The sequence below is a fragment of the Luteimonas soli genome, from assembly GCF_042648865.1.
Lineage (GTDB): Bacteria > Pseudomonadota > Gammaproteobacteria > Xanthomonadales > Xanthomonadaceae > Luteimonas > Luteimonas soli.
This window is the reverse complement of sequence record NZ_JBHRYA010000009.1, coordinates 80,346-100,598: the sequence shown is the minus strand read 5'-3', so window position 1 is coordinate 100,598 and position 20,253 is coordinate 80,346. Positions and strand designations below refer to the sequence as shown.

Sequence of the window (20,253 nt, the reverse complement as noted above, 5' to 3'; positions counted from 1 at the left end):
GCCCCCGACGCCCCGGGTGGCGGAATTCGCGGAGCGTCGGGGGCGTAGCCCCGACCTACGGCTTGCGTCGGCGGGCGATTACCAACCCCAGCACAATCACCGCTGCGGCTGCGGCGGCGAAGAGGAGCCATGCCGGCCAGCGCGGCGACTGCCGCTGCGGCTGCACGCCGGCTCGCGCGTCCGGTCCCGCGATGGCCGGCGCGGCGGTCGTTTCGCGCAGCGTCCACTCGCCGTCGCGCAGCACCAGCCGCTCCGCCAGCGGCGGCAGCACCAACGAGCGCCAGGTGATGCGCAGGTCGCCGACCTGCGGCGCCAGCGGGTTCTCCGCGCTGCCCAGTCCGTCGCCCTCTGGCTGGAACGTCGCCGACATGTTGCCCGGCAGCGCGGAGAAGTTGGGGCGGAACTGCTGCCACTTGCCCAGCGCGGCAAGCACGTCGCCGGGCACCGGCCGGCCGTCGAGGCTGACCGGGGCGCGCCACTCACGTTCGCGCAGCGGAATCTGTCGCGGGTTCTCATGGCCCGGCGCAAAGCCCGAGGAATCCACGCGCGCGCCGCGCCATTCCAGCGCGTAGCCGCTGCCGTCCCGCGTCCACTGGTACATCTCGACGTGGCGCTGCAGGCCCGCCTGGCGCGTGGTGACGCCGAAGTCCGGGTCGCGCAGTACCTCGCCCACCTGCGCCTCACCCGGCAGCCCGTCGCCGTCCCTGGGCTGCGCTGCCGAGGACAGCACGGGGAACAACTGCGACAGCACCAGCGCGAAGGCAGCAAGCACGGCCCACCGCGGCCATGCATGCGCGTGCATTGGCCGGGCACGATCCACCGGCGCCCGCGCATGGCCGAAACGCAACTGCATCAGCCCAGTACCCTGGCCTGCAGGCCGGCGGTTTCGTGGGTGGTGCCGAAGCGGCCGCGTTCGTCGCGCACCAGCTGCACAAGCGCGACCTCCGGGTCGTGGGTGAAGAACAGGTGCACGTTGCGCGCCAGCTTGTCCTCGAGGAAGGCGCGCTTCTCGTCGATCAGCAACTCGGCGTTGCGGTCGTAGCCCATGGTGATCGGCACGTGCACCCAGGGCTTGCCGGGCACCAGGTCGGCGCAGAACACCACGCCGCCGTGCGCCTGGCCGTCGACGCGTTCGGGGCCGACGATCTCGGCCAGCATCAGGCCCGGCGTGTGTCCGTCGCTGTACTCGAAGCGCACGGCGTCACCAAGTGTTCGCGAGCGGTCGCCCTCGACGATCTCCAGCCGGCCGCTGTCTTCCAGCAACTGCGGCAGCTCGGGGATGTAGCTGGCGCGGTCGCGCGGATGCGGACGCCGCGCGCGCTGCCACTGTTCGGCGCCGACGAGGAAGGTCGCGTTCGGGAACAGCAGCTCCGGCGCGCGGCCTTCCGCCCATGGCGCCAGCAGGCCGCCGGCGTGGTCGAAGTGCAGGTGCGAGAGCACCACCACGTCGATGTCCTCGTGCCCGAAGCCGGCCGCACGCAGCGAGTCGAGCAGGACGTGGCGATCCTCCTGCACGCCGTAGCGTTCGCGCAGCTTCGGCTCAAAGAACGCGCCGATGCCGGTCTCGAACAGCACGGTCTTGCCCGCCAGCGGGCTGGCCAGCAGCGCGCGGCAGGCCAGCGGGATACGGTTGTGCTCGTCGGGCGCCAGCCACTTGGCCCACATCGCGCGCGGCGCGTTGCCGAACATCGCGCCGCCGTCGAGCTTCTGGCTGTTGCCGTCGATGGACCAGAGTTTCATCGCTGCCGCATCCGTGATCGCATGCCGGCATGGTAGCGCGGCGGAGGTTGGACGGATGTCAGGGCGTGCAGGTGGAAGGCGCGCATCGGGGGAGGATGGAAGCTGTCGCGGGGAAGCGGGCGAAGGCGTGGATGCTGTCGGGGCGGTGCCATCGTGGTTTTACCGTACCCTCACCCCAAACCCTCTCCCGGAGGGAGAGGGGCTTCAAGCGGGCTTCGCGTGGTCAGGGTTTCGACAGTTCCACCTTCGCCGCGCCGACCGGGTTGCGCGGGTCGGTGCCGCCGGACAGGGTATTGGTGGTCAGGTCCCACGCCACTGTCTGCAGGTTGCCCCACACGTGGCTGGAACGGCGGCTGTTGCCCTCTTCCTCGCCGGGCACTTCCACCGTGTGTCCCATCGCGCGCAGGCCCTTGACCACCTCCGGCGTGAACGCGCCGGTCTCGGCGTCGATCACGTCCGGCATCCACTGGTGGTGGTAGCGCGGCAGCGCAGCGACCTGCTGCGCGTCGAGCCCGTCGTCGTAGCCGAGGATGCCCAGCAGCACCATGGTGATGATGCGGGTGCCGCCCGGCGTTCCGAGCACGGTGATCTTGTCATCCGACTCCATGAAGGTCGGCGTCATCGAGCTGAGCATGCGCTTGCCCGGCTCGGGGGCGTTGGCGTCGTAGCCCATCACGCCGAAGGCGTTCGGCGTGCCGGGCTTGAGCGCGAAATCGTCCATCTCGTCGTTGAGCAGCACGCCGGTGCCGGGCGGGATCAGCCCCGAGCCGTACAGCAGGTTGACCGTCTGCGTGGCGCCGACGCGGTTGCCCTGCGCGTCGATGATCGAGAAGTGCGTGGTCTCCTCGTCCTCCATCGGCGTCTGCTTGCCCGAAAGCATGTCGCTGGGCGTCGCCTTGTCCGGGTTGATCGTCGCGCGCAGGCCGGCGGCGTAGTCGGCGCTGGTCAGTGTGCGCTGCGGGATCTCGACGAAGTCCGGATCGCCGAGGTAGAAGGTGCGGTCGCGGTAGGCGCGGCGCATCGCCTCGACCACCAGGTGGGTGCGGTGGGTGGCGTCGAGCTTTGCCAGGTCCCAGGGCTCCAGGATCTGCAGCATCTCGGCCAGTGCGATGCCGCCCGAGGACGGCGGCGGCGCGGTGGTGATCTTCCAGCCGTCGTACTCGAACACGATCGGCGCGCGCTCGCGGACCTGGTAGGCGGCCAGTTCGTCGGCGGTCCACTTTCCGCCTTCGTCATTCACGCCCTTGATCAGCTTCTGCGCGGTCTCGCCGCGGTAGAAGCCGTCGAAGCCCTTTTCCGCCAGCAGCTCCAGGGTGTGGGCAAGATCGGGCTGGCGGAAGATGTCGCCCTCGGCGAACGGCTTGCCGCCGGGCAGGTACACGGCGCGCGTACCGGGATAGCGCTCCATCACCTCGCGCTTGGCGGCGAAGCCGCGAACCATCCGCCCGTAGACCGGGAAGCCTTCCTTCGCGATCCGGATCGCCGGCGCCAGGGATTTTTCCAGCGGCAGGTTCCCGTACTTCTCCGACACGTGCACCAGCGCCGCCGGCAGGCCCGGGATACCGGCCGACCACGGGCCCGTGGTGGCGCGGTCGCGGTTGAAGTCGCCGTTCTCGAGCAGGTAGGCCTCCTGCGTCGCCGCCGCGGGCGCGGTCTCGCGCGCGTCCACGAACACGTCCTTGCCGGTTTTCGCGTCGTGCAGCAGGAAGAAGCCGCCGCCGCCCAGGCCGGAGCTGATCGGCTCGACCACCGACAGCGTCGACGACACCGCCACCGCCGCGTCGAAGGCGTTGCCGCCCTGGCGCAGGATCTCCAGGCCGGCATCGGTGGCCAGCTCGTGGCCCGAGGCGATCGCGACGCCGGGTGGAAGCGCGGCCGGCGCGGCAGTGTCGCGCGGCGCGGCCATTGCCGGCACGAACGCCAGCAGGGAAACAAGCAACAGATGGGCGATGGATTTCATGCGGGCTCCGTTGGGGCGTGGGTCTGGGTTTGCCGTGGCGCGGCTCACGCCGGCTTGGGATCGTCGTGCCAGGCGGTCCGCGGCTGCGCGTCCGCGGAGGCCGGCATTGCGAGGGCATCGGCCGGCGGCTGTCCTTCGGCCTGCTGCAGCCGGCGCAGCTTGGCCAGCAGGGTCTCACGGTCTTCCGGATGGTCCGGGTCCGGGTCGATGCATTCGACCGGGCAGACCACCACGCACTGCGGTTCGTCGAAATGGCCGACGCATTCGGTGCAGCGCGCCGGGTCGATCACGTAGATCGTTTCGCCCTGCGAGATCGCCTGGTTGGGGCAGGCCGGTTCGCAGACATCGCAGTTGACGCACAGTTCGTTGATTATCAGGGACATGGCAAGGGCGGTCGCGGCTGGGCAAAGCGGGCCTTGCCCTTCTCCTTCCCCTTCAGGGAGAAGGCCGGGACGGGAGTGGTGATGTTGCGGGCATCGCTGGTTGCCCGCGCCACCACCCCCACCCGGGCCCTCCCCGTCGAAGGGGAGGGCGTCATTGCGTCACTTGGCTTCGACGAACACGTAGGTCACGCCGGCCGGGCTCACCGCGGCCTTGACCCGCTCGTTGTCGGCGGCGTCGCCGATGAACACCACGCGCACGCCGGTCATGGTCTCCGGCGGCACGTCCTTGAATGCGGCGATCACGATATCGGCCATCTTGGCCGAAGCCGGCGAAGCATAGGCCAGCATGTTGCCGCTGATGATGCCGCGGGCGACGTCGAGATGCGCCTTCTCGGCCAGGCGCTCGTAGTTGCCCGCGAAATCGCCGTCGCTCTCGCCCGGCAGCAGGTAGACGTACGGCTGGTTTGCGATGGCGCCCATGTTGCGCCGCACCACGTCGGACACGTACGCGCGCCACTGGGTGATGTCGTCGCTGGTCGGCGCAGGTACAGGCGCCGCTTCGACCTTCTGGGTCGCCTCTTCCTTGTTGCATGCTGCCAACGGCAACACGAAGCAGGCGACGAGCAGGGCCTGCAGGATGCGAGTCGGGATGTTCATGGAGAAGTTTTTCATGGTGCTCCCCTGGACGGGTGGTTGGAAGTGGGTACTCATGCGTCGGTCCGCCGCCACTCGGCCTGCAGCGCCTTGTCCACGGCCGCAGGCACGAAGGCCGAGACATCGCCGCCGAGGCGCGAGATCTCGCGCACCAGCGACGACGAAATGAAGCCGTACTGCTCGGCGGGCGTCAGGAACAGCGTCTCGACGTCGGGAATCAGGTGCCGGTTCATGCTCGCCAGCTGGAATTCATACTCGAAGTCCGACACCGCGCGCAGCCCGCGCAGCAGGATTCCGCCACCGACTTCCTCGACGAAATGCGCCAGCAGCGAATCGAAGCCGCGGACTTCGACGTTGCCGTGGTGCGCCAGCGCGTCGCGGGCCAGGTCCACGCGCAGCTGCAGCTGCAGCGCCGGGCGCTTGGCCGGGCTCTCGGCCACGCCGACGACCAGGCGCTCGAACAAGGGCGCGGCGCGATCGACCAGGTCGACGTGGCCGCTGGTGATCGGATCGAAGGTGCCGGGATAGACGGCGATGCGGTTGCGGGCCACGCTCATGGAGTGCTCGTCGCGCTGTCGTCGGGAGGCCGCGCCAGTGTAGCAGCGCCCCCGCCGGATCGACGGTACAGGGCGTGCCGCGCGTCACGGCTGCGGCTTTCGCGGTGCAGACGCCAGCCCGGGCCCGGTTCCACGGCGCGGCCGGCCGGCGATTCGAGGTACAGCCAGGCGTCTTCGGCAAGCCACGGCGGCAGCGCGGCCAGCACCGTGGCCCACAGGTCGTCGTCGAACGGCGGATCGACGAAAACGATGTCGAATTTGCCCTGCAGCGGTGTGCGCAGCAGGGTCGAAGCGTCGGCGCGCACCGGCCGGGCCTCGTCGCCGGCGTGGAGGCGCTCGACCGTGGCCCGGAGCGATTCGACCAGCCCGGGGTCGCGTTCGACCAGCAGCGCCTCGCGGGCGCCGCGCGACAGCGCCTCCAGGCCAAGCGCGCCGCTGCCGGCGAACAGGTCCAGCACCCGCGCACCCGGCAGCACCGGCTGCAGCCAGTTGAACAGGGTTTCGCGCGCGCGGTCGGACGTGGGCCGCAGGCCCGGGCGGTCGGGCACCGGCAGGCGGGTGCCGCGCCAGCGTCCGCCGATGATGCGCACGCTGCCTTCGCGGCCGCGTGGCGCTGCCTTCGCGGTGCCTGGTTTCATGCCGTCGCTTCGGGGTGCGGTGCTACCATGATCGGCCATTTTCCGCGCCCGCGCGGACAAATGCATTCCCCCACCGCATTGGCGACAAATGGTCAGTTTTTTCCGCCGCAAGAAGGACAAGGATGCGGCAGCCGGGGAGTCCGGCGATACCCGCAAGGGCAGCCTCGACATCGAAGCCTTGGCGGCGGCGTTCCCGAAGGCGCCGAGCGCTGCCGGTGCCGATGGCAACGACGACGAACGTGCCGCGGCCGACGCCGGAACCGGCGCTGAAAACGAAGCCAGGGCCGACGAGGCTCCCGCAACCGAGCCCGAAGCCACCGGCGCGGGCGCAGGCGCTGCTGTCCTTGACGATCCCACGCCCGCGGAAACGGTGGCGCCCGCGCCGGTTGCAGCGACACCACCGCTTTCCAGCAACGCGCAGGACAAACCCGCCGCCGCGCCCGGCAAACCGGGCTGGCGCGAGCGCCTGCGCGGCAGCGGCTTCTCGCGCGGGCTCGGCGGCCTGTTCTCGCGCAACCCGAAGCTCGACGACGACCTGCTCGACGAAATCGAGACCGCGCTGATCACCGCCGACGTCGGCGTCACTGCCACCACCGGACTGGTCGAACACCTGCGCAAGCGCATGAAGGCGCGCGAATTCGCCGATGCCCGCGCGCTGCTCGCGGCATTGCGGGCCGAACTGGTCGCGCTGCTCGAACCGGTCGCCAAACCGCTGGTGATCGACACCGCCACCAGGCCGTTCGTCATCCTCACCGTCGGCGTCAACGGCGTCGGCAAGACCACCACCATCGGCAAACTGGCGCGCCGCTACAAGGACGAGGGCCACGGCCTGATGCTCGCCGCCGGCGACACCTTCCGCGCCGCCGCCGTGGCGCAACTGCAGGCCTGGGGCGAACGCAACGGCGTGGCCGTGGTCGCCCAGGGCCAGAACGCCGACGCCGCGTCGGTGGCGTTCGATGCACTGCAGGCGGCGAAGGCGCGCGGCGTCGACGTACTGATCGCCGACACCGCCGGCCGCCTGCATACCCAGCAGGGCCTGATGGCCGAACTGGGCAAGATCAAGCGCGTGCTCGGCAAGCTCGACCCGACGGCGCCGCACGAAGTGCTGATGGTGATCGACGGCACCACCGGGCAGAACGCACTGTCGCAGCTGCGCCAGTTCCACGCCGCCGCCGGTGTCACCGGCCTGGTGGTCACCAAGCTCGACGGCAGCGCCAAGGGCGGCGTGGTGTTCGCGCTGGCGCGTGAATTCGGCATCCCGATCCGCTACGCCGGCATCGGCGAACGCCCGGAAGACCTGCGCGTGTTCGACGCCGAAGCCTTCGTCGACGCGCTGCTGCCCGATGAGCTTGGCAACGCCTAGCGTGGCGGCGCCACCGCCACCCTGTGGGAGCGGCTTCAGCCGCGGGCTTTTGACTTCGCGGCGACCTTTTGCAAAAGGCTCGCGGCTCAAGCCGCTCCCACAAACCCTTCAAGCTCTTGATCCTGCCGTTGCCGTTGATCTTGATCTCCGGGTCCCCTCCGTAGCGGCGGAGCCGGCGGACAAGACCCGCAGGGCGCCGCACAGGGATGTGCGGCGTTTTTCGCAGGGGCAGGATGCCCCTTCGAAAAATCCCGCCGGCTCCGCGGACCCGACGCGAAGCGTCGGGCGCGCAGGCGGGGTGTGTTTCTTTGCGCCAGGTTTCTTTGCACAAGCAAAGAAAGGTGGCTCGCGCCGTCACGGCGCGAAAGCTTTTGTCTTTGATCTCCACCGAACAGCAGGCGGGTCAAGACCCGCCCTACGACGGATCCCGCGGCGGCGCGACGACGGGGCGAGAGATGCGTAAGCCCGCCAAACTGCTGCTCGCCACAGCCGCCGTACTCCTGCTGCTCGCCCTCGCCCTGCACCTGCTCCTGCAGCCACAGCGCGTAACCGGCTTCGTGCTCGACACGCTCGGCGACGCACTCGGCCTGGAAATCACCGCAACCGGCAGCAGCGAATACCACCTGCGCGGCGCGCCGGTACTGGTCGTCCGCGACGTGGTCGCACGCGAACCCGGCGCGGACAAGCCACTGCTGCGCGCCGAACGCGTGTACGTCTCGGTGCCGTGGTCGACGGTGCGCAGCCGCGGCGCGCAACTGGACATCATCCGGATAGAACTCGACTCGCCGGTGCTTGACCTGCCGGCCTTGCAGCACTGGCTGGCCTCGCGCCCGCCGGGAGAGTCGCGCATGCCCACCCTCAGCGACGGACTGCAGGTCGTCGACGGGCGCATCGACGGCGACGGCTGGAACGTCGACCGCCTGGCGCTGTCGCTGCCGCGGTTCAATCCGGACCAGCGCGTGCGCGGCCGTGCCGGCGGGCGCGTCACGTCGGGCGATCTTGCGGTGCGCTTCGACCTGGCCATCGCAATGACGCAGCCTGCCAACGACGCCGGTATCGCCATCGTCGGCCCGCTGACTGCGTCTTCCGGCAGCTGGCGCCTGCCGGCCAGGCTGCATCTTTCCGCACCGCTGCACTTCGGCGAAGACGGCACCCGCAGCGAACGCTTGCGCGCGCGCGCTGCCGGCCGCTACGAATCCGGAGATCTACAACTGCCGTTCGCATTCGCCATCACCTCACCGCTGCTGCTGCGCGGCGGCACACTCGCACTGGCTCCCGCGGGCATCGCACTGCGCGGCAACGGCATGGTGCCGAACCTGGACGCCGACGGCGCGCTCGCCTACGGCAAACGCCTGCTGCTCGACCTCGATGGCCGCCTCGCAGATTGGCCCGACGCTTGGCCGGCGCTGCCGCCACCGATAGGTGCATCGGACACGCCGCTGCCGTTCACGCTGCGCTACCTGGGCAGCGCGAATTTGTCCGATGCCGCATCGCTGCAGCTGCGGCGCGACGACACCCGCTTCGACGCACGCTTCCGCCTGCCCGACGTCACGGCCTGGGTTTCGTCCACCGCGGACGGTTCGCCGCTGCCGCCGCTGTCCGGCCACCTGTCCACACCGCGGCTGGAAATCTCCGGCGCGCAGCTCGAAGGCGTCGAGGTCGTGATCGAGGACCCGTCGCTGCCTAGCGGCAAGTCACCATGAAAACCCCTCGCCCCGACGACGCGTTCGCCACCCGGCTGCTAGCATGGTTCGACATCTCCGGCCGCCACGACCTGCCCTGGCAGCACCCGCGCTCGCCCTATCGCGTGTGGCTGTCGGAGATCATGCTGCAGCAGACCCAGGTGCGCGTGGTGGTGCCGTACTTCGAACGCTTCATCGCCGCGCTGCCCGACGTGCCAGCGCTGGCCGCGGCGCCGCTGGACGACGTGCTCGCGCTGTGGTCGGGCCTCGGCTACTACGCCCGCGCACGCAACCTGCATGCCGCCGCGCGCGCCTGCGTCGAACGCCACGACGGCGATCTGCCGCGCGACTTCGACGCCCTGCTCGCCCTGCCCGGCATCGGCCGCAGCACCGCCGGCGCGATCCTGGCGCAGGCCTGGGGCGACCGCTTCGCGATCCTCGACGGCAACGTCAAGCGCGTGCTGTGCCGCCACCACGGCGTCGAAGGCTGGCCCGGCCTGCCGAAAGTGGAAAAGACGCTGTGGGAAATCGCGCAGTCGCAACTGCCGTCGCAACGCCTTGCCGACTACACCCAGGCGCAGATGGATTTCGGCGCCACCCTGTGCACCCGCCACGACCCGGCCTGCGCGCTGTGCCCGCTGCAAGATGATTGCGTCGCGCTGGCGACTGGCCGCGTCGCCACGCTGCCCACGCCCAAGCCCGGCAAACCGCTGCCCGAACGCAGCGCGCACGTACTGCTGCTGCACGACGCGAGCGGCCGCGTGCTGCTGCAGCGACGCGCGGCCACCGGTGTCTGGGCCGCGCTGTGGTCCCTGCCCGAAGCCGATACGCACGAGGACGCGCGCGAATGGTTCGACGCGCACCTGGACGGCGACTACGACCGTGGCGAACCGCTGGACGCGATCGCCCACGGCTTCACCCACTACCGGCTGACGCTGCTGCCACTGCGCTGGCGCGAAGTCGCACCGCGCGCCTTCGTGCGAGACAATGAAGACCTTCGCTGGGTAGCGCGCGACGCCCTCGCCGCACTCGGCATCCCGGCCCCGATCAGGACGCTGCTCGAAGCGCAGCCCGGGCACGACCACGAGGATCCATCGACATGACGCGCACGGTGCATTGCCAGTACGAGAACAAGGAAGCCGAAGGCCTGGATTTCGTGCCCTGGCCCGGCGAACTGGGCAAGCGCGTGTTCGCCAACGTCGGCAAGGCCGGTTGGGCAGCGTGGCTGGCACACCAGACCATGCTGATCAACGAGAACCGGCTCTCGCCGCTGGACCCGAAGCACCGCGCCTTCCTCGAAACCGAGATGGAGAAGTTCCTGTTCGGCGGCGGCGCGGAAAAGCCCGCCGGCTACGTGCCGGACGACTCCACCGGCTGATCGCGCGCGGTCTTCTCGGCCTGCTTGATCGCCTTGACGTCGAGCGGGCGGATCGTCTCGATCCTGCAGGGGAACTGCATCGTCGCCCCTCCGCCCTGCGCGATGACCTTGTCGAATTTCGCGCTGACCCGGTTGGACTGGCTGGTCACGCCGATCATCGGCGCGTACTCGATGTCCGGGCACGGGCCCGTGAGCTCGAGCAGCCAGGCTTCGGAGGGCCTGGTCCATACGGCGACGGCTTCGTCACCCAGCGGCGTCCAGCCGTTGATGCTGCCGAAGTAGCGGAAGCTGGTCACCGGCTCCCCGGCGTGCGCACGATAGGTGGCCAGCTTGTCGGAATCGCTCATGCCGGTGCTGGCGCAGGCCGAAGCCGAGACGGCCAGCAGCAGCGATGCGAGGGCGGTGAAGGCTTTCATGGCGGCTCCTGTCGCGGGTGCGATTGGCATGTGTGGGGCCAATGATGCGCCCCGCTCACTCACGGCCGGGTCAAACGCGCCCCGCCCGTTCAGCGCCGGTGCGGATTGGCTTGCCGCCCGCCCCCGCGCCCCGTATCATTCCGCCCTCGCACGGCCCAGCGCCGAAGCGTTCCGGCCGGGTAGCTCAGTTGGTAGAGCAGGGGATTGAAAATCCCCGTGTCGGGGGTTCGATTCCCTCCCCGGCCACCAGTTCGCATTGCGTGTAACTCCGCGCCCCACTTGAGGTTTCAGCCTGAGCGAGGCGTTTTTCTTTCCGCCTATCGCCGCTGACCGCGAAGGCCGGGGTAGCACCGGGGTAGCACCCAACCCCTTCTCTCCTGTCGGATGCTGGCCGGCGGCAGCGGCCGCTCATGATCGGCTCACGCGTTACTTGTCACGATTGAGTAGGTACACTCGCGGGCGGCAGAGCCCTTGGGGGAGTTATGGCTACTGTGCATGATGTCGCGGCGTTCATCCTCGAGCGCGCAGGCTCAATGTCGACGATGAAGCTTCAGAAGCTTGTGTATTACTCACAAGCTTGGTCTCTCGTGTGGGATGGGGATGTTCTGTTCGATAGCCAGATTCAGGCTTGGGCAAATGGGCCTGTATGTCCCGAGCTTTTCCAAAGCCACCGCGGCGCTTATAGGGTAGCGCGCGAAGACATCTCCGGCGATCCGAATCAGCTTAATCAGGATCAACGCGAAACCGTCGAGGGCGTTCTGTCGGTTTACGGTGACAAAACTCCACAGTGGCTTAGTGATCTCACACACGTAGAGGACCCTTGGAAGCTCGCGCGCGCTGGTGTACCTGAGGGGGCAAACTGCAGCTCTGAAATCTCTCGTGAGTCGATGTTGAACTACTACTCTTCGCTCTAACAAGAGAGAGAATGAGTAAAAGGTCGAAAACACCAAAGTTCCGCGATGCCCCAGCGACTCAGAAGCGGCCGCGGGTTGGGCTAGATCCTGAAGCCTCGCACTCTCAAACTCCATGCTGGCAACTCGGACAAATCGATCTGGATGGCCCTTGGGGCTGGGATGGCGTCGACCGCGCGACGCTTCTCGACGAGATTCATACCAAGCTCTCAAATTTTGAATCGATGACTTGGGCTGAGATTCTTCGTGCTTCCGGCGGCAGGACCACCGGCAACAATAGTCACTCAGTACCAATTGAGGACCTTTGCCTAGACGCGAGACATCGCCTCAACGAGCTACGGAAGAGGGATCTGGATAGCCTGTTTTCTTTGCGGTTTAGTGGTAGAGGCAGACTCTGGGGCGTTAAGCTCGGCCGCGTTCTCCAGATACTCTGGTACGACCCTGGCCACGACGTTTGTCCCACATCCACTTAAGGCCGCCACTGCTCGCCTGGCGACACTGCAACATCACAGAACTGCCAGAGTCGAGACCGAAGGGCATCGCGCTAACTGAGATGAATCCGATGGGCTTTCGCTTCCAACGCCGCCTCAACCTCGGCAAAGGCTTAGGACTCAACGTGAGCAAGTCCGGGATCGGCTCCAGCTTTCGAGGCCGATACGGCTCGATCGGGTCCACGGGCTTGAGCATCCGCTCCGGGATTCCGGGGCTGACTTTTCGCCAAGGCTGGGGCAAGGGCGGTCAAGGCGCGATCGTTGCTTTGGCGGTGATGGCCATAGTGACTGTGACCGCTGTCCTGACGATCATGGTCTTCCGAGCGATCGTCATCTTGGCATGCGCGCTCTGGGCAGGCGCGCGGTGGTGTGCACTCACGGCCAGTGACTACCTGGAATACAGGCGAATGGGGGCGCAGGACTTCACGGAACAGGTGCCACGCCTCCCAAACACGACCGTAGTTGAGCCAGGGGATCGCACCTTAGGCGAGATCATCCGAGGTTCGAAGTCCGGGAACGGCTGAGTGCTGAGCTACGTCGCCGCTCCGTAGGAAAACCCCTACCCCGCAACGGGGAATACGCCGACTGACAGGGCCAGGGGGCCCCAGCAATCTATCCGTGCCCCCGGCAGCACGGTCTATGCATCCGGTAGGGATGCCGCTCAGCAACGGAAATAGGCTGCGACATTGAGCAAGTCGTGAAGCTTGGCCGGGGCACCTTCCAACTTCAGGGTGCCGGCAATGAAAAGCAGGATGATCCTCGTTCAACGCGCGGAAGAAGGCTGGTCAGTCACCTTTCGAGGACCGCCGCTGAGCATACTTTCCACCAAGTCGCAGGCGATGAAGTCTGCCACTGGAATGGCAGCATCACGCCCTCCCCTTCGGCAACCACTAGGCACTAGGCTGGCGGGCAATTGTTCAAATTCTTGCGGGCTGGGGACGCCAAAGGTTCCGAGAAATCTCGACTGAAGTAGCTCGACGAAGTACCTCAGAGGCGATTACTGACTCATCTTACGGGCCAATGAAACCACCCGCTTAGCCTTTCCGACGAAGTCAACCGCTTGCTTCGGTGTGAACTCACCGCCTGAACCGAGCAAATAATCGGCACGCTCACGCGCTTCTTTAACTGCGCTGATCGAATGCCATGCTTTGATCGCATCCGCACCATGCTGCATTGCCTTCTGCTGGTTTGGATGGATATCCACCCAGTAACGGAGGCTATGCAAAACCTTGGCGTGCTTCACGCATCCATGCGCTCCACAATCGCCGGCCGCAATCATTGGGCGGATACAATCTTGTAGAGCATGAAACGCTGCATAGTAAGCGCGACTAATGGCTGCTCTACGGGCCGCGCCAGGATTCAGTTGTTGCTGTTCGGCAAACGCAATAAGCGCGCTTGGGTCAATCATCCCAAGCACCCCCAATCGAGATCGAACAGACCATCTTTCCCTTCGTAAATATTGGATCATTGGATCTGATGAGCTCATCCATGAACGCATCCTCCACATCGAGTGCTACATCTGCTTCCGAATCAATGAGGAAGCGGGCAACCGGAACGGCTTCATCCTCCAGCATCGATTCACCAATGAGGACTGGCGCGGTCGGCCATCCGAGGCTACTCAGCGCGTTCCGAGACGCAGTCAAAAATCCATCGTATTGCAGCTCATCGACCTCTTGGCGCCGGAGCCCGTCGACAACTCTTACATCCTCGTACTCGGCAAGCTCCAGCCCGTGTTGCTCCGCATGAATCGCAGCGACATCGTGTACTGAGTCGAACGCGCCAGACGCTAAGACACAATCCGTGATGAACGTGGCGTCCGCAAGCGTTTCCACATGCTGGATCAAGTCCTTTGCAATCTCCACTGTTTCAGCCTTGCATCGAGTAGTGGAAAGCGAAATCAGGACATTCAACATATCCGTGAACTCGTAATTCTTCGCTTGTAGTTCACTTGCGATTGTTCGCACTTCGTCCACGTCGCCGGCGAGTGCGGCTATCATGCTGCTGACGGACAGATAAGACTCGTACCGCGCCTTCTTCAGGCCGCGCACGCTAAAGCGAATCTGGTCTAGCTCATTGCCTCGCGCATCGACATGCTTTGCGCGAAGGGAGTTGAGACGATCGATTAGAGAGGAGGCGATAGTGGCGGGTACGCCAGCAGCCATGAGCGTTGCCTCGAAAGGGATGGCCCGATGCTTCCGCAGCAGGTACAACAGATAAAAACACCAATTCTGAATAACGCAACGTGAATTTAGTCACATTCCGGACCAGCCTCAGGGGCCGAACCATAAGAAGATTTCTGACCGAGTCCACGCGGCAGGTCGGCATTTTAGTCGCAGAGTGCGCCAAAGTGGCGCGACCCCAGCTTAAAGATGGCCCTTCGGTTGGCGCCTACGCTTCGCCTCCGGCCGAGCGCCTCGGGAGTGTAATGAGTCCGGGTAGGGCAAGCTAGGATCCGTTCTCAACGTCGCTGAGATCGTGTGTCACTGACATGGAGTAGGCATCCGGCCGCTCGGAGCGGTGGCAAAGTGGTTACGCAGCGGCCTGCAAAGCCGCGTACACCGGCCCACTGAGTGCCTACCCTCCCTGTCCGGTTCTCCTCGCGCGAATTGTCGGCGACCGACCCCTTAGGAATTTTTCTCGGCGTTGCCCAAATCTGTCTCACGCGACATCGGCCAGCGTGGGCTCTGATGCAGTACGGATCCTCAAGGCGCACCCATGCCCATCTACACCTTCCGTTCAAACGACACTACCCCCCAAGGGGCAACCCATCCCGTTGCACTAGAGCTGCGTGTGCTCGCGAGCCTCGAGGATGCACAACAAGACGGAGTCGCAGTTCAGTACGACTGGACCACGGCCGATGTCGGAAGCGATGGCGATGGCGAGTACGTCATTCTGAATATCGAGTGGCCGGCAGGGACGGGGTTCGCAGAGGCACGCCAATACATAGACGCGCACTACGTAACTATTCAAACGGTCTAGATGCTGCGACACGGTTGAAACTTACGGTATCGGGGCCGAAAAGGCCGTTTCTCGTTTCCGGCGCTGACACCGTGTCGGATCGGCCGCCACGCCGAGATTCCTCATTCGCCCGTCCGTCACGCATCCCGGTGCACGATCGGCGAAAGTTTCCGGGAGCGGAACCATGGCCGACAAGCAGAAGGTGGACACCGACCGCGAGCCGACGCCCGGCGCGGATCGGGATCGCAAGAGCGAACCCGGGCCGGAAGGCCGGCACGGGGATCCGGCGCGGCGTGGCAACCATGCCGTGGTCACGCCGTCGCCGGACGACAAGCGCAGCGGCCAGGGGCAGGACGCGCACGTGAGCAGCCGCGACCAGCGTCAGGGCCGTCGCACGAAGGAAGCCGTGCGCGACACCGGTGAGTCGGGCTACGCCAACAACGACAAGGTGCCGGACGCCGACTAAGCGGCTTTCGGCTCCCGGCTCCGTCTTGCCGTTGCGCAACACCGGTCCCTGTCAGCCGGCCTCCCACCAATAAGTGCGGCGCACGCCTTCGCCCCGGCCCCATACGCCGTGGTATTTTCAGTGTTCTTCCGTGCAACAGGGGCCCGGGCATGCGTCGGCACTGGTCATCGCTTCTTTTCCTCGCCGCGACGGCGGCGCTGCTGCTCGCCGCCTGCAGCAGCGGCCCGGTGCGGCGCGTGTCCGAGCCGAGCGCCAGCATCCAGCAGCTGACGGTGCGTGCGGACGGCAGCTGGTCGGTGGACCTGCGGCTGCAGAACTACAGCAGCATCCCGATGCGCTTCGAGGCGATCAGCCTTGAGGTGAAGCTCGGCGAGCACGAGGCCGGCACCCTGCAGGGCAACGCCGGCATCTCGATCGGGCCGGAGTCGGCCGACGTGGTCACCCTGGAACACGCGCCCACTTCCGTCGCACGCATCGCCATCGCCGATGCGCTCGGCGGCAACCGCGGCATCGGCTACTCGCTCGAAGGCACGCTGCGGGTCGTGCCGGAAGGCAGTGGCGCGCGCAGCTACGACATCAAGCGCACCAGCGGCCTGAACCCGGTACCCGGGTTGCCCGGCGTGCTGCGCTGAGGCGCGCCGGCGCGAGGCCGGCACCCAACCCTTCTTCTTCCGACTTCGGGACACCGACGCCGCATGAGCACCTACAACGCCCCGCTGCAAGACATCCGCTTCGCCCTCCACGAGGTCCTCGGCGCCGAGGCGCTGTTCGCGCGGCTGGGCTTCAACGAGGCCACGCGCGACATCGTCGATGCGGTGCTCGAGGAATCCGCGCGCTTCACCGAGACGGTGCTCGCACCGCTCAACCGCGTCGGCGACGAGGTCGGCTGCAGCTATGACAAGGCCACCGGCGCTGTCACCACGCCGCCGGGGTTCAAGGAGGCGTACGCGCAGTTCGTGGACGGCGGCTGGTCGGGGCTGGCGTCGCCGGTCGAGTTCGGCGGCCAGGGCATGCCGCACCTGGCGGCGATCCCGCTGAAGGAAATGATCGACGCGGCCAACCTGGCCTGGGGCAACTTCCCGCTGCTCTCGCACGGCGCCACCGAGGCGCTGCTGCACCACGGACAGGCCTGGCAGCAGGAGGTGTTCCTCAAGCCGCTGGTCGACGGCCGCTGGACCGGCACCATGTGCCTGACCGAGCCGCACTGCGGCACCGACCTGGGCCTGCTGCGGACCCGCGCCGTGCCACGGGACGACGGCAGCCATGCGATCAGCGGCACCAAGATCTTCATCACCGCCGGCGAGCACGACTTCACCGACAACATCGTGCACCTGGTGCTAGCGCGCCTGCCCGACGCACCGGCCGGCAGCAAGGGCATCTCGATGTTCATCGTGCCCAAGCTGCGCATGGACCGCGACGGCAACGTCGGCGAACGCAACGGCGTGCGCTGCGGCGCGCTCGAGCACAAGATGGGCATCCACGGCTCGGCGACCTGCGTGATGAATTTCGACGACGCGCAGGGCTGGCTGATCGGCGAACCCAACAAGGGCCTGATGGCGATGTTCACCATGATGAACACCGCGCGCCTGGCCGTCGGCCTGCAGGGCCTGGGCCTGGCGGACCGCGCGTACCAGAACGCACTGCGCTATTCCCGCGAGCGCCTGCAGATGCGCTCGCTCAGCGGCACGAAGTTCCCCGACAAGCCGGCCGATCCGATCATCGTCCACCCCGACGTGCGCCGCATGCTGCTGACGCAGAAGGCGCTGGTGGAAGGCGGCCGCCTGCTCGGCTACCACGCCGCATCGCTGGTGGACGTCATTGCCGCGTCCGGCGATGCGGAGGAACGCACGCAGGCCGATGCCCTGCTCGGCTTCCTCACCCCGATCACCAAGGCCTGCCTCACCGAGTGGGGCGTGGAGTGCACCTACCACGCGCTGCAGTGCTTCGGCGGCCACGGCTACATCGCCGAGCACGGCATGGAGCAGCTCGCGCGCGACGCCCGCATCACCACGCTGTACGAAGGCACCACCGGCATCCAGGCGCTGGACCTGATGGGGCGCAAGACCATGCAGCTGCAGGGCGCGGGGCTGCGGGTGTTCCTCGGCATTGTCGAGGCGTTCTGCAAGGCGTATGAGAACGACGAAGGGCTGCGCGAGTTCGTCGAACCGCTGCGCGCCAGTGCCGGCGAGTGGCAGGCGCTGACGCAGGCGATCGGCAAGCGCGCGATGGCCGACGCCGACGAGATCGGCGCCGCGGCGTACGACTACCTGTTCTATTCGGGCTACATGGCACTGGCCTACTGGTGGGCGCGCAGCGTCGCGGCCGCGGATGCGTCGTCGCAACCGCAGGCATTCAAGGACGCCAAGCGCGAGACCGCGCGCTTCTACTTCACCCGCATCCTGCCGCGCACGTTGGTGCACAAGGCCGCGATCGAGAGCGGTGCCGCGCCGCTGATGGCGATGGACGCCAACCACTTCGACTCGTAGGTCGGGGTCCCGCCCCCGACGGCTCTTGATCTTCGAAGCGTCGGGGGCGGGACCCCGACCTACGGGAGCGGCCCTGCACAAAACGTAAACAAACGGGTATATGCTGATGCCCCGATGGAGACCGACAGAGCGAACCTTCGCCTGATCCGGACCGGGGCCCTCGCGGACCCGGCTACCGCCGCCGCGACCCATTCGACCTCACTGGACCGTCCCGCCCGGCTCGACGCCGTCCGCCTGCTCTCGCTCGACGCACACGGCCGCGTGCTCGACTGGATGAGCTGGCAGGACGCCACCTGCCTTTACGCGCGCGGCGCGGTTGCCTGGACGCTCGGCGACCCCTGCCTGGTCGTGCACGGCGGCACCAGCCGGCTCAGCGGCGAACGCAGCATCCAGCAATTGCATCCGATCATCGCCGCGCGCGGCCACGCCCGGGCGCACGCGCTCGACCCCACGCCGGCACTCACCAATACCGCGCTGTTCGCCCGCGACCAGCACCTGTGCCTGTACTGCGGCCGCGACTGCAGCCGCCAGCAACTCACGCGCGACCATGTCGAACCGCTGTCGCAGGGCGGGCGCGACATCTGGGAGAACGTCGTCTCCGCCTGCTTCCACTGCAACTCGCGCAAGGGCGGGCGCACCCCGCAGCAGGCATCGATGCCGTTGCTCGCGGTGCCCTTCCGGCCGAGCTGGGTGGAGCACCTGATCCTCTCCAACCGCAACATCCTGGCCGACCAGATGGCGTTCCTGAAGAGCCACCTGCCCAGGCGCCGACGCCGCCCCGGTTAACCGGCGACCGGCGACACGGGAATCGATCGCGGGCATTGCGTCCCAGTTTTTTCGGGGCAGCGTCAGGTTTCTGCCGCGGAGACGGCGGCAACTGCCCTTGTCGGCAACAATTTGCCGCAGCACGCGCGTTGACGCGCGCCGCCTGCTTGGCAACACTTGTGGGCTGCGAGAAACCGGATTGAAACAATGTCCCTGACCCTCGGCCTGACCGGCATGGATCCGGCTACCGAAACCGCCCTGAAGGCTGCATTCACCGATGCCAATGCGCGCATCGGCAGCCCCTGGCAGCTGGTGCCGGAGGCCGAAGCCGGGCACGTCATGGTCGACATGGACAGCATGTACGGCCCGATGAGCTGGCTGCGCCTGCATGCCGCGGGCAAGCGGGTGATCGGGCTGACCACCGCGCAGCGCACGCAGACCGACTTCCGCCTGGGCCGCCCGTTCGACAGCCATTCGTTCTCGGTGCTGCTGCGCGACGTTGCCTCGGAGGCCGGCGTCGCCGTTGCGGAGGCCGGCGGGACGCCCATCGCAGCGCCCCCCGCGGCCGAAGCGCCCCCTGTCGCCGAACCAGCGGCTGCGGCGCCCATGGCCGCCCCTGAAGAGCCGGTCGCACCCGCCGTCGCGGAGCCCGAACCGGTTGTGCCCGCTCCGGAACCCGAGCCGATCGTCGCCACCGCAGCGCCCACGCCGCCCCCTGCCCCGCCGCCCGCCGCCGCGCGCGACCCGCGCCTGGGCGACTGGCTCGTGCCCGGCGTCCTGGACCGTCGCGTGCGCTATCGCAGCAGCGACGGCACCGCGCTGCTGATCGACCCGGCGGCGCGCAGCTACCACGGCCCCGCATCGCTCAAGGCGCTGGCCGCCGGCCTTGCAGGCACGGTGCAGCGCACGGATTTCGAGGACATCGACGACGCGGCCTGGACCGGAGAGAGCGCCAAGGCCGGTGCCGCCCAGCCGCTGCAGCGCCTGCAGTGGCTTGACGCGCTGGTCGCCGGCAACGGGGAGCTGCTGCCCGGATACGATCCGGACGGCCAGTACCGACTCAACAAGTGGCCGCAGACCGAGCGCGAGTACCCGCGCCACTTCCGCATCGCCACGGCGATGATGAAAGGCCCGGCCACGCTGGCGGAGATCGCCGCGGCCAGCGGCATGCCCGAGGCCGACGTGGCCGACTTCGTGAACGCAAGCCTGGCGACGGGTTTCGCGGACCTGGTTGCGGACACGCCGCCGGAGCCTGCCGAGCCGGCAAAGTCCACCGGCCTGTTCGGGCGCCTGCGCGGCAAGTAGCCCACCCGCGCCGGCGCGCTTTCCGCGCAATCGCCTGCCCGTTGCCAGCGGTTCCCCGCGCTGGCGGGCATTCCCCCCGCGAAAGGCCCCTTTGCCTTGC

22 protein-coding genes and 1 tRNA gene are annotated in these 20,253 nt (G+C 67.4%); 13 read left to right on the top strand and 10 right to left on the bottom strand.

Going from position 1 to position 20,253, the window contains the following annotated elements; all coding sequences use genetic code 11:
* Window positions 1–55 precede the first annotated feature (55 nt).
* The 7 genes from ACFONC_RS13280 to rsmD all read right to left on the bottom strand — a co-directional run bounded on the left by ACFONC_RS13280 (window position 56) and on the right by rsmD (window position 5,932).
* On the bottom strand, window positions 56–772 hold the full coding sequence (locus ACFONC_RS13280) for a TMEM43 family protein (RefSeq protein ID WP_386744845.1): 717 nt from the start codon (window positions 770–772) through the stop codon (window positions 56–58).
* 80 nt (window positions 773–852) lie between these two features.
* Window positions 853–1,740 (bottom strand): MBL fold metallo-hydrolase, encoded by an 888-nt coding sequence (locus ACFONC_RS13275; protein WP_386744844.1) that lies wholly within the window; start codon window positions 1,738–1,740, stop codon window positions 853–855.
* A 223-nt stretch (window positions 1,741–1,963) separates the two neighbouring features.
* Complete coding sequence (gene ggt / locus ACFONC_RS13270) at window positions 1,964–3,700, bottom strand: gamma-glutamyltransferase (protein WP_386744842.1); 1,737 nt, start codon at window positions 3,698–3,700, stop codon at window positions 1,964–1,966.
* 44 nt (window positions 3,701–3,744) lie between these two features.
* A complete protein-coding gene (locus ACFONC_RS13265; RefSeq protein WP_386744840.1) occupies window positions 3,745–4,083 on the bottom strand; it encodes a YfhL family 4Fe-4S dicluster ferredoxin in 339 nt (112 codons plus the stop codon).
* A 159-nt stretch (window positions 4,084–4,242) separates the two neighbouring features.
* Window positions 4,243–4,740: a hypothetical protein gene (locus tag ACFONC_RS13260; protein WP_449284282.1), complete on the bottom strand. Its 498-nt coding sequence runs from the start codon at window positions 4,738–4,740 to the stop codon at window positions 4,243–4,245.
* Window positions 4,741–4,790: 50 nt separating this feature from the next.
* Window positions 4,791–5,294, bottom strand: coding sequence for a pantetheine-phosphate adenylyltransferase (gene coaD / locus ACFONC_RS13255; RefSeq protein WP_386744838.1), 504 nt, complete (start codon window positions 5,292–5,294; stop codon window positions 4,791–4,793).
* The gene (gene rsmD / locus ACFONC_RS13250) at window positions 5,291–5,932 is read right to left on the bottom strand and encodes a 16S rRNA (guanine(966)-N(2))-methyltransferase RsmD (RefSeq protein ID WP_386744836.1); all 642 of its coding nucleotides are present in this window, start codon (window positions 5,930–5,932) and stop codon (window positions 5,291–5,293) included. Before rsmD ends, coaD begins: the two co-directional genes overlap by 4 nt.
* Before the next feature lie 88 nt (window positions 5,933–6,020).
* Between rsmD and ftsY the strand changes: the two genes are divergently transcribed.
* The 4 genes from ftsY to ACFONC_RS13230 all read left to right on the top strand — a co-directional run bounded on the left by ftsY (window position 6,021) and on the right by ACFONC_RS13230 (window position 10,355).
* Window positions 6,021–7,295: a signal recognition particle-docking protein FtsY gene (gene ftsY / locus ACFONC_RS13245; protein WP_386744834.1), complete on the top strand. Its 1,275-nt coding sequence runs from the start codon at window positions 6,021–6,023 to the stop codon at window positions 7,293–7,295.
* A gap of 455 nt (window positions 7,296–7,750) precedes the next feature.
* Window positions 7,751–8,998 carry a hypothetical protein gene (locus ACFONC_RS13240; protein ID WP_386744832.1) on the top strand — a complete coding sequence of 416 codons (1,248 nt, stop codon included), beginning with the start codon at window positions 7,751–7,753 and terminating at the stop codon, window positions 8,996–8,998.
* Window positions 8,995–10,080 carry an A/G-specific adenine glycosylase gene (gene mutY, locus ACFONC_RS13235; protein WP_386744831.1) on the top strand — a complete coding sequence of 362 codons (1,086 nt, stop codon included), beginning with the start codon at window positions 8,995–8,997 and terminating at the stop codon, window positions 10,078–10,080. The genes ACFONC_RS13240 and mutY overlap by 4 nt, the downstream gene beginning before the upstream one ends.
* Window positions 10,077–10,355 (top strand): oxidative damage protection protein, encoded by a 279-nt coding sequence (locus ACFONC_RS13230; protein WP_386744830.1) that lies wholly within the window; start codon window positions 10,077–10,079, stop codon window positions 10,353–10,355. The genes mutY and ACFONC_RS13230 overlap by 4 nt, the downstream gene beginning before the upstream one ends.
* Here ACFONC_RS13230 and ACFONC_RS13225 read toward each other — a convergent pair.
* Window positions 10,328–10,771: a DUF6491 family protein gene (locus ACFONC_RS13225; protein WP_386744828.1), complete on the bottom strand. Its 444-nt coding sequence runs from the start codon at window positions 10,769–10,771 to the stop codon at window positions 10,328–10,330. The two genes, ACFONC_RS13230 and ACFONC_RS13225, sit on opposite strands and share 28 nt — an antisense overlap.
* 173 nt (window positions 10,772–10,944) lie before the next feature.
* Between ACFONC_RS13225 and ACFONC_RS13220 the strand changes: the two genes are divergently transcribed.
* From ACFONC_RS13220 to ACFONC_RS13210, 3 genes are all read left to right on the top strand, one after another.
* Window positions 10,945–11,020: transfer RNA gene (locus ACFONC_RS13220), tRNA-Phe, on the top strand.
* 233 nt (window positions 11,021–11,253) lie between these two features.
* Window positions 11,254–11,685, top strand: a complete 432-nt coding sequence (locus ACFONC_RS13215) for a Panacea domain-containing protein (protein ID WP_386744827.1) — start codon at window positions 11,254–11,256, stop codon at window positions 11,683–11,685.
* 550 nt (window positions 11,686–12,235) lie between these two features.
* Window positions 12,236–12,697 (top strand): DUF4236 domain-containing protein, encoded by a 462-nt coding sequence (locus ACFONC_RS13210; protein WP_386744825.1) that lies wholly within the window; start codon window positions 12,236–12,238, stop codon window positions 12,695–12,697.
* Between the two features lie 473 nt (window positions 12,698–13,170).
* Here the strand turns inward: ACFONC_RS13210 and ACFONC_RS13205 are convergent, their stop codons facing one another.
* Both ACFONC_RS13205 and ACFONC_RS13200 read right to left on the bottom strand, forming a co-directional pair.
* On the bottom strand, window positions 13,171–13,581 hold the full coding sequence (locus ACFONC_RS13205) for a hypothetical protein (protein ID WP_386744824.1): 411 nt from the start codon (window positions 13,579–13,581) through the stop codon (window positions 13,171–13,173).
* Window positions 13,574–14,335: a hypothetical protein gene (locus ACFONC_RS13200; protein WP_386744822.1), complete on the bottom strand. Its 762-nt coding sequence runs from the start codon at window positions 14,333–14,335 to the stop codon at window positions 13,574–13,576. The genes ACFONC_RS13205 and ACFONC_RS13200 overlap by 8 nt, the downstream gene beginning before the upstream one ends.
* Window positions 14,336–14,888: 553 nt before the next feature.
* Between ACFONC_RS13200 and ACFONC_RS13195 the strand changes: the two genes are divergently transcribed.
* The 6 genes from ACFONC_RS13195 to ACFONC_RS13170 all read left to right on the top strand — a co-directional run bounded on the left by ACFONC_RS13195 (window position 14,889) and on the right by ACFONC_RS13170 (window position 20,153).
* Window positions 14,889–15,152: a hypothetical protein gene (locus ACFONC_RS13195; protein WP_386744820.1), complete on the top strand. Its 264-nt coding sequence runs from the start codon at window positions 14,889–14,891 to the stop codon at window positions 15,150–15,152.
* Window positions 15,153–15,315: 163 nt separating this feature from the next.
* The gene (locus tag ACFONC_RS13190; protein ID WP_386744818.1) at window positions 15,316–15,597 is read left to right on the top strand and encodes a hypothetical protein; all 282 of its coding nucleotides are present in this window, start codon (window positions 15,316–15,318) and stop codon (window positions 15,595–15,597) included.
* A gap of 149 nt (window positions 15,598–15,746) precedes the next feature.
* Complete coding sequence (locus ACFONC_RS13185; RefSeq protein WP_386744816.1) at window positions 15,747–16,229, top strand: NDR1/HIN1-like protein; 483 nt, start codon at window positions 15,747–15,749, stop codon at window positions 16,227–16,229.
* Window positions 16,230–16,292: 63 nt separating this feature from the next.
* On the top strand, window positions 16,293–18,083 hold the full coding sequence (locus ACFONC_RS13180; RefSeq protein ID WP_386744815.1) for an acyl-CoA dehydrogenase C-terminal domain-containing protein: 1,791 nt from the start codon (window positions 16,293–16,295) through the stop codon (window positions 18,081–18,083).
* 114 nt (window positions 18,084–18,197) lie between these two features.
* On the top strand, window positions 18,198–18,869 hold the full coding sequence (locus tag ACFONC_RS13175; protein ID WP_386744814.1) for an HNH endonuclease: 672 nt from the start codon (window positions 18,198–18,200) through the stop codon (window positions 18,867–18,869).
* A 186-nt stretch (window positions 18,870–19,055) separates the two neighbouring features.
* On the top strand, window positions 19,056–20,153 hold the full coding sequence (locus ACFONC_RS13170; protein WP_386744812.1) for a hypothetical protein: 1,098 nt from the start codon (window positions 19,056–19,058) through the stop codon (window positions 20,151–20,153).
* Window positions 20,154–20,253: the final 100 nt, after the last annotated feature.

Excerpts from the sequence above, each read along its gene's own strand:
- ACFONC_RS13265 (WP_386744840.1), bottom strand. The coding sequence starts at position 4,083 with ATGTCCCTGATAATCAACGAACTGTGCGTCAACTGCGATGTCTGCGAA.
- mutY (WP_386744831.1), top strand. The coding sequence starts at position 8,995 with ATGAAAACCCCTCGCCCCGACGACGCGTTCGCCACCCGGCTGCTAGCA.
- ACFONC_RS13240 (WP_386744832.1), top strand. The coding sequence starts at position 7,751 with ATGCGTAAGCCCGCCAAACTGCTGCTCGCCACAGCCGCCGTACTCCTG.
- ggt (WP_386744842.1), bottom strand. The coding sequence starts at position 3,700 with ATGAAATCCATCGCCCATCTGTTGCTTGTTTCCCTGCTGGCGTTCGTG.
- ACFONC_RS13215 (WP_386744827.1), top strand. The coding sequence starts at position 11,254 with ATGGCTACTGTGCATGATGTCGCGGCGTTCATCCTCGAGCGCGCAGGC.
- ACFONC_RS13230 (WP_386744830.1), top strand. The coding sequence starts at position 10,077 with ATGACGCGCACGGTGCATTGCCAGTACGAGAACAAGGAAGCCGAAGGC.
- ACFONC_RS13275 (WP_386744844.1), bottom strand. The coding sequence starts at position 1,740 with ATGAAACTCTGGTCCATCGACGGCAACAGCCAGAAGCTCGACGGCGGC.
- coaD (WP_386744838.1), bottom strand. The coding sequence starts at position 5,294 with ATGAGCGTGGCCCGCAACCGCATCGCCGTCTATCCCGGCACCTTCGAT.
- ACFONC_RS13260 (WP_449284282.1), bottom strand. The coding sequence starts at position 4,740 with ATGAACATCCCGACTCGCATCCTGCAGGCCCTGCTCGTCGCCTGCTTC.
- ACFONC_RS13170 (WP_386744812.1), top strand. The coding sequence starts at position 19,056 with ATGTCCCTGACCCTCGGCCTGACCGGCATGGATCCGGCTACCGAAACC.
- ACFONC_RS13175 (WP_386744814.1), top strand. The coding sequence starts at position 18,198 with ATGGAGACCGACAGAGCGAACCTTCGCCTGATCCGGACCGGGGCCCTC.
- ACFONC_RS13210 (WP_386744825.1), top strand. The coding sequence starts at position 12,236 with ATGAATCCGATGGGCTTTCGCTTCCAACGCCGCCTCAACCTCGGCAAA.
- ACFONC_RS13190 (WP_386744818.1), top strand. The coding sequence starts at position 15,316 with ATGGCCGACAAGCAGAAGGTGGACACCGACCGCGAGCCGACGCCCGGC.
- ACFONC_RS13225 (WP_386744828.1), bottom strand. The coding sequence starts at position 10,771 with ATGAAAGCCTTCACCGCCCTCGCATCGCTGCTGCTGGCCGTCTCGGCT.
- ACFONC_RS13195 (WP_386744820.1), top strand. The coding sequence starts at position 14,889 with ATGCCCATCTACACCTTCCGTTCAAACGACACTACCCCCCAAGGGGCA.
- ACFONC_RS13200 (WP_386744822.1), bottom strand. The coding sequence starts at position 14,335 with ATGGCTGCTGGCGTACCCGCCACTATCGCCTCCTCTCTAATCGATCGT.
- ftsY (WP_386744834.1), top strand. The coding sequence starts at position 6,021 with ATGGTCAGTTTTTTCCGCCGCAAGAAGGACAAGGATGCGGCAGCCGGG.
- rsmD (WP_386744836.1), bottom strand. The coding sequence starts at position 5,932 with ATGAAACCAGGCACCGCGAAGGCAGCGCCACGCGGCCGCGAAGGCAGC.
- ACFONC_RS13185 (WP_386744816.1), top strand. The coding sequence starts at position 15,747 with ATGCGTCGGCACTGGTCATCGCTTCTTTTCCTCGCCGCGACGGCGGCG.
- ACFONC_RS13180 (WP_386744815.1), top strand. The coding sequence starts at position 16,293 with ATGAGCACCTACAACGCCCCGCTGCAAGACATCCGCTTCGCCCTCCAC.
- ACFONC_RS13205 (WP_386744824.1), bottom strand. The coding sequence starts at position 13,581 with ATGATTGACCCAAGCGCGCTTATTGCGTTTGCCGAACAGCAACAACTG.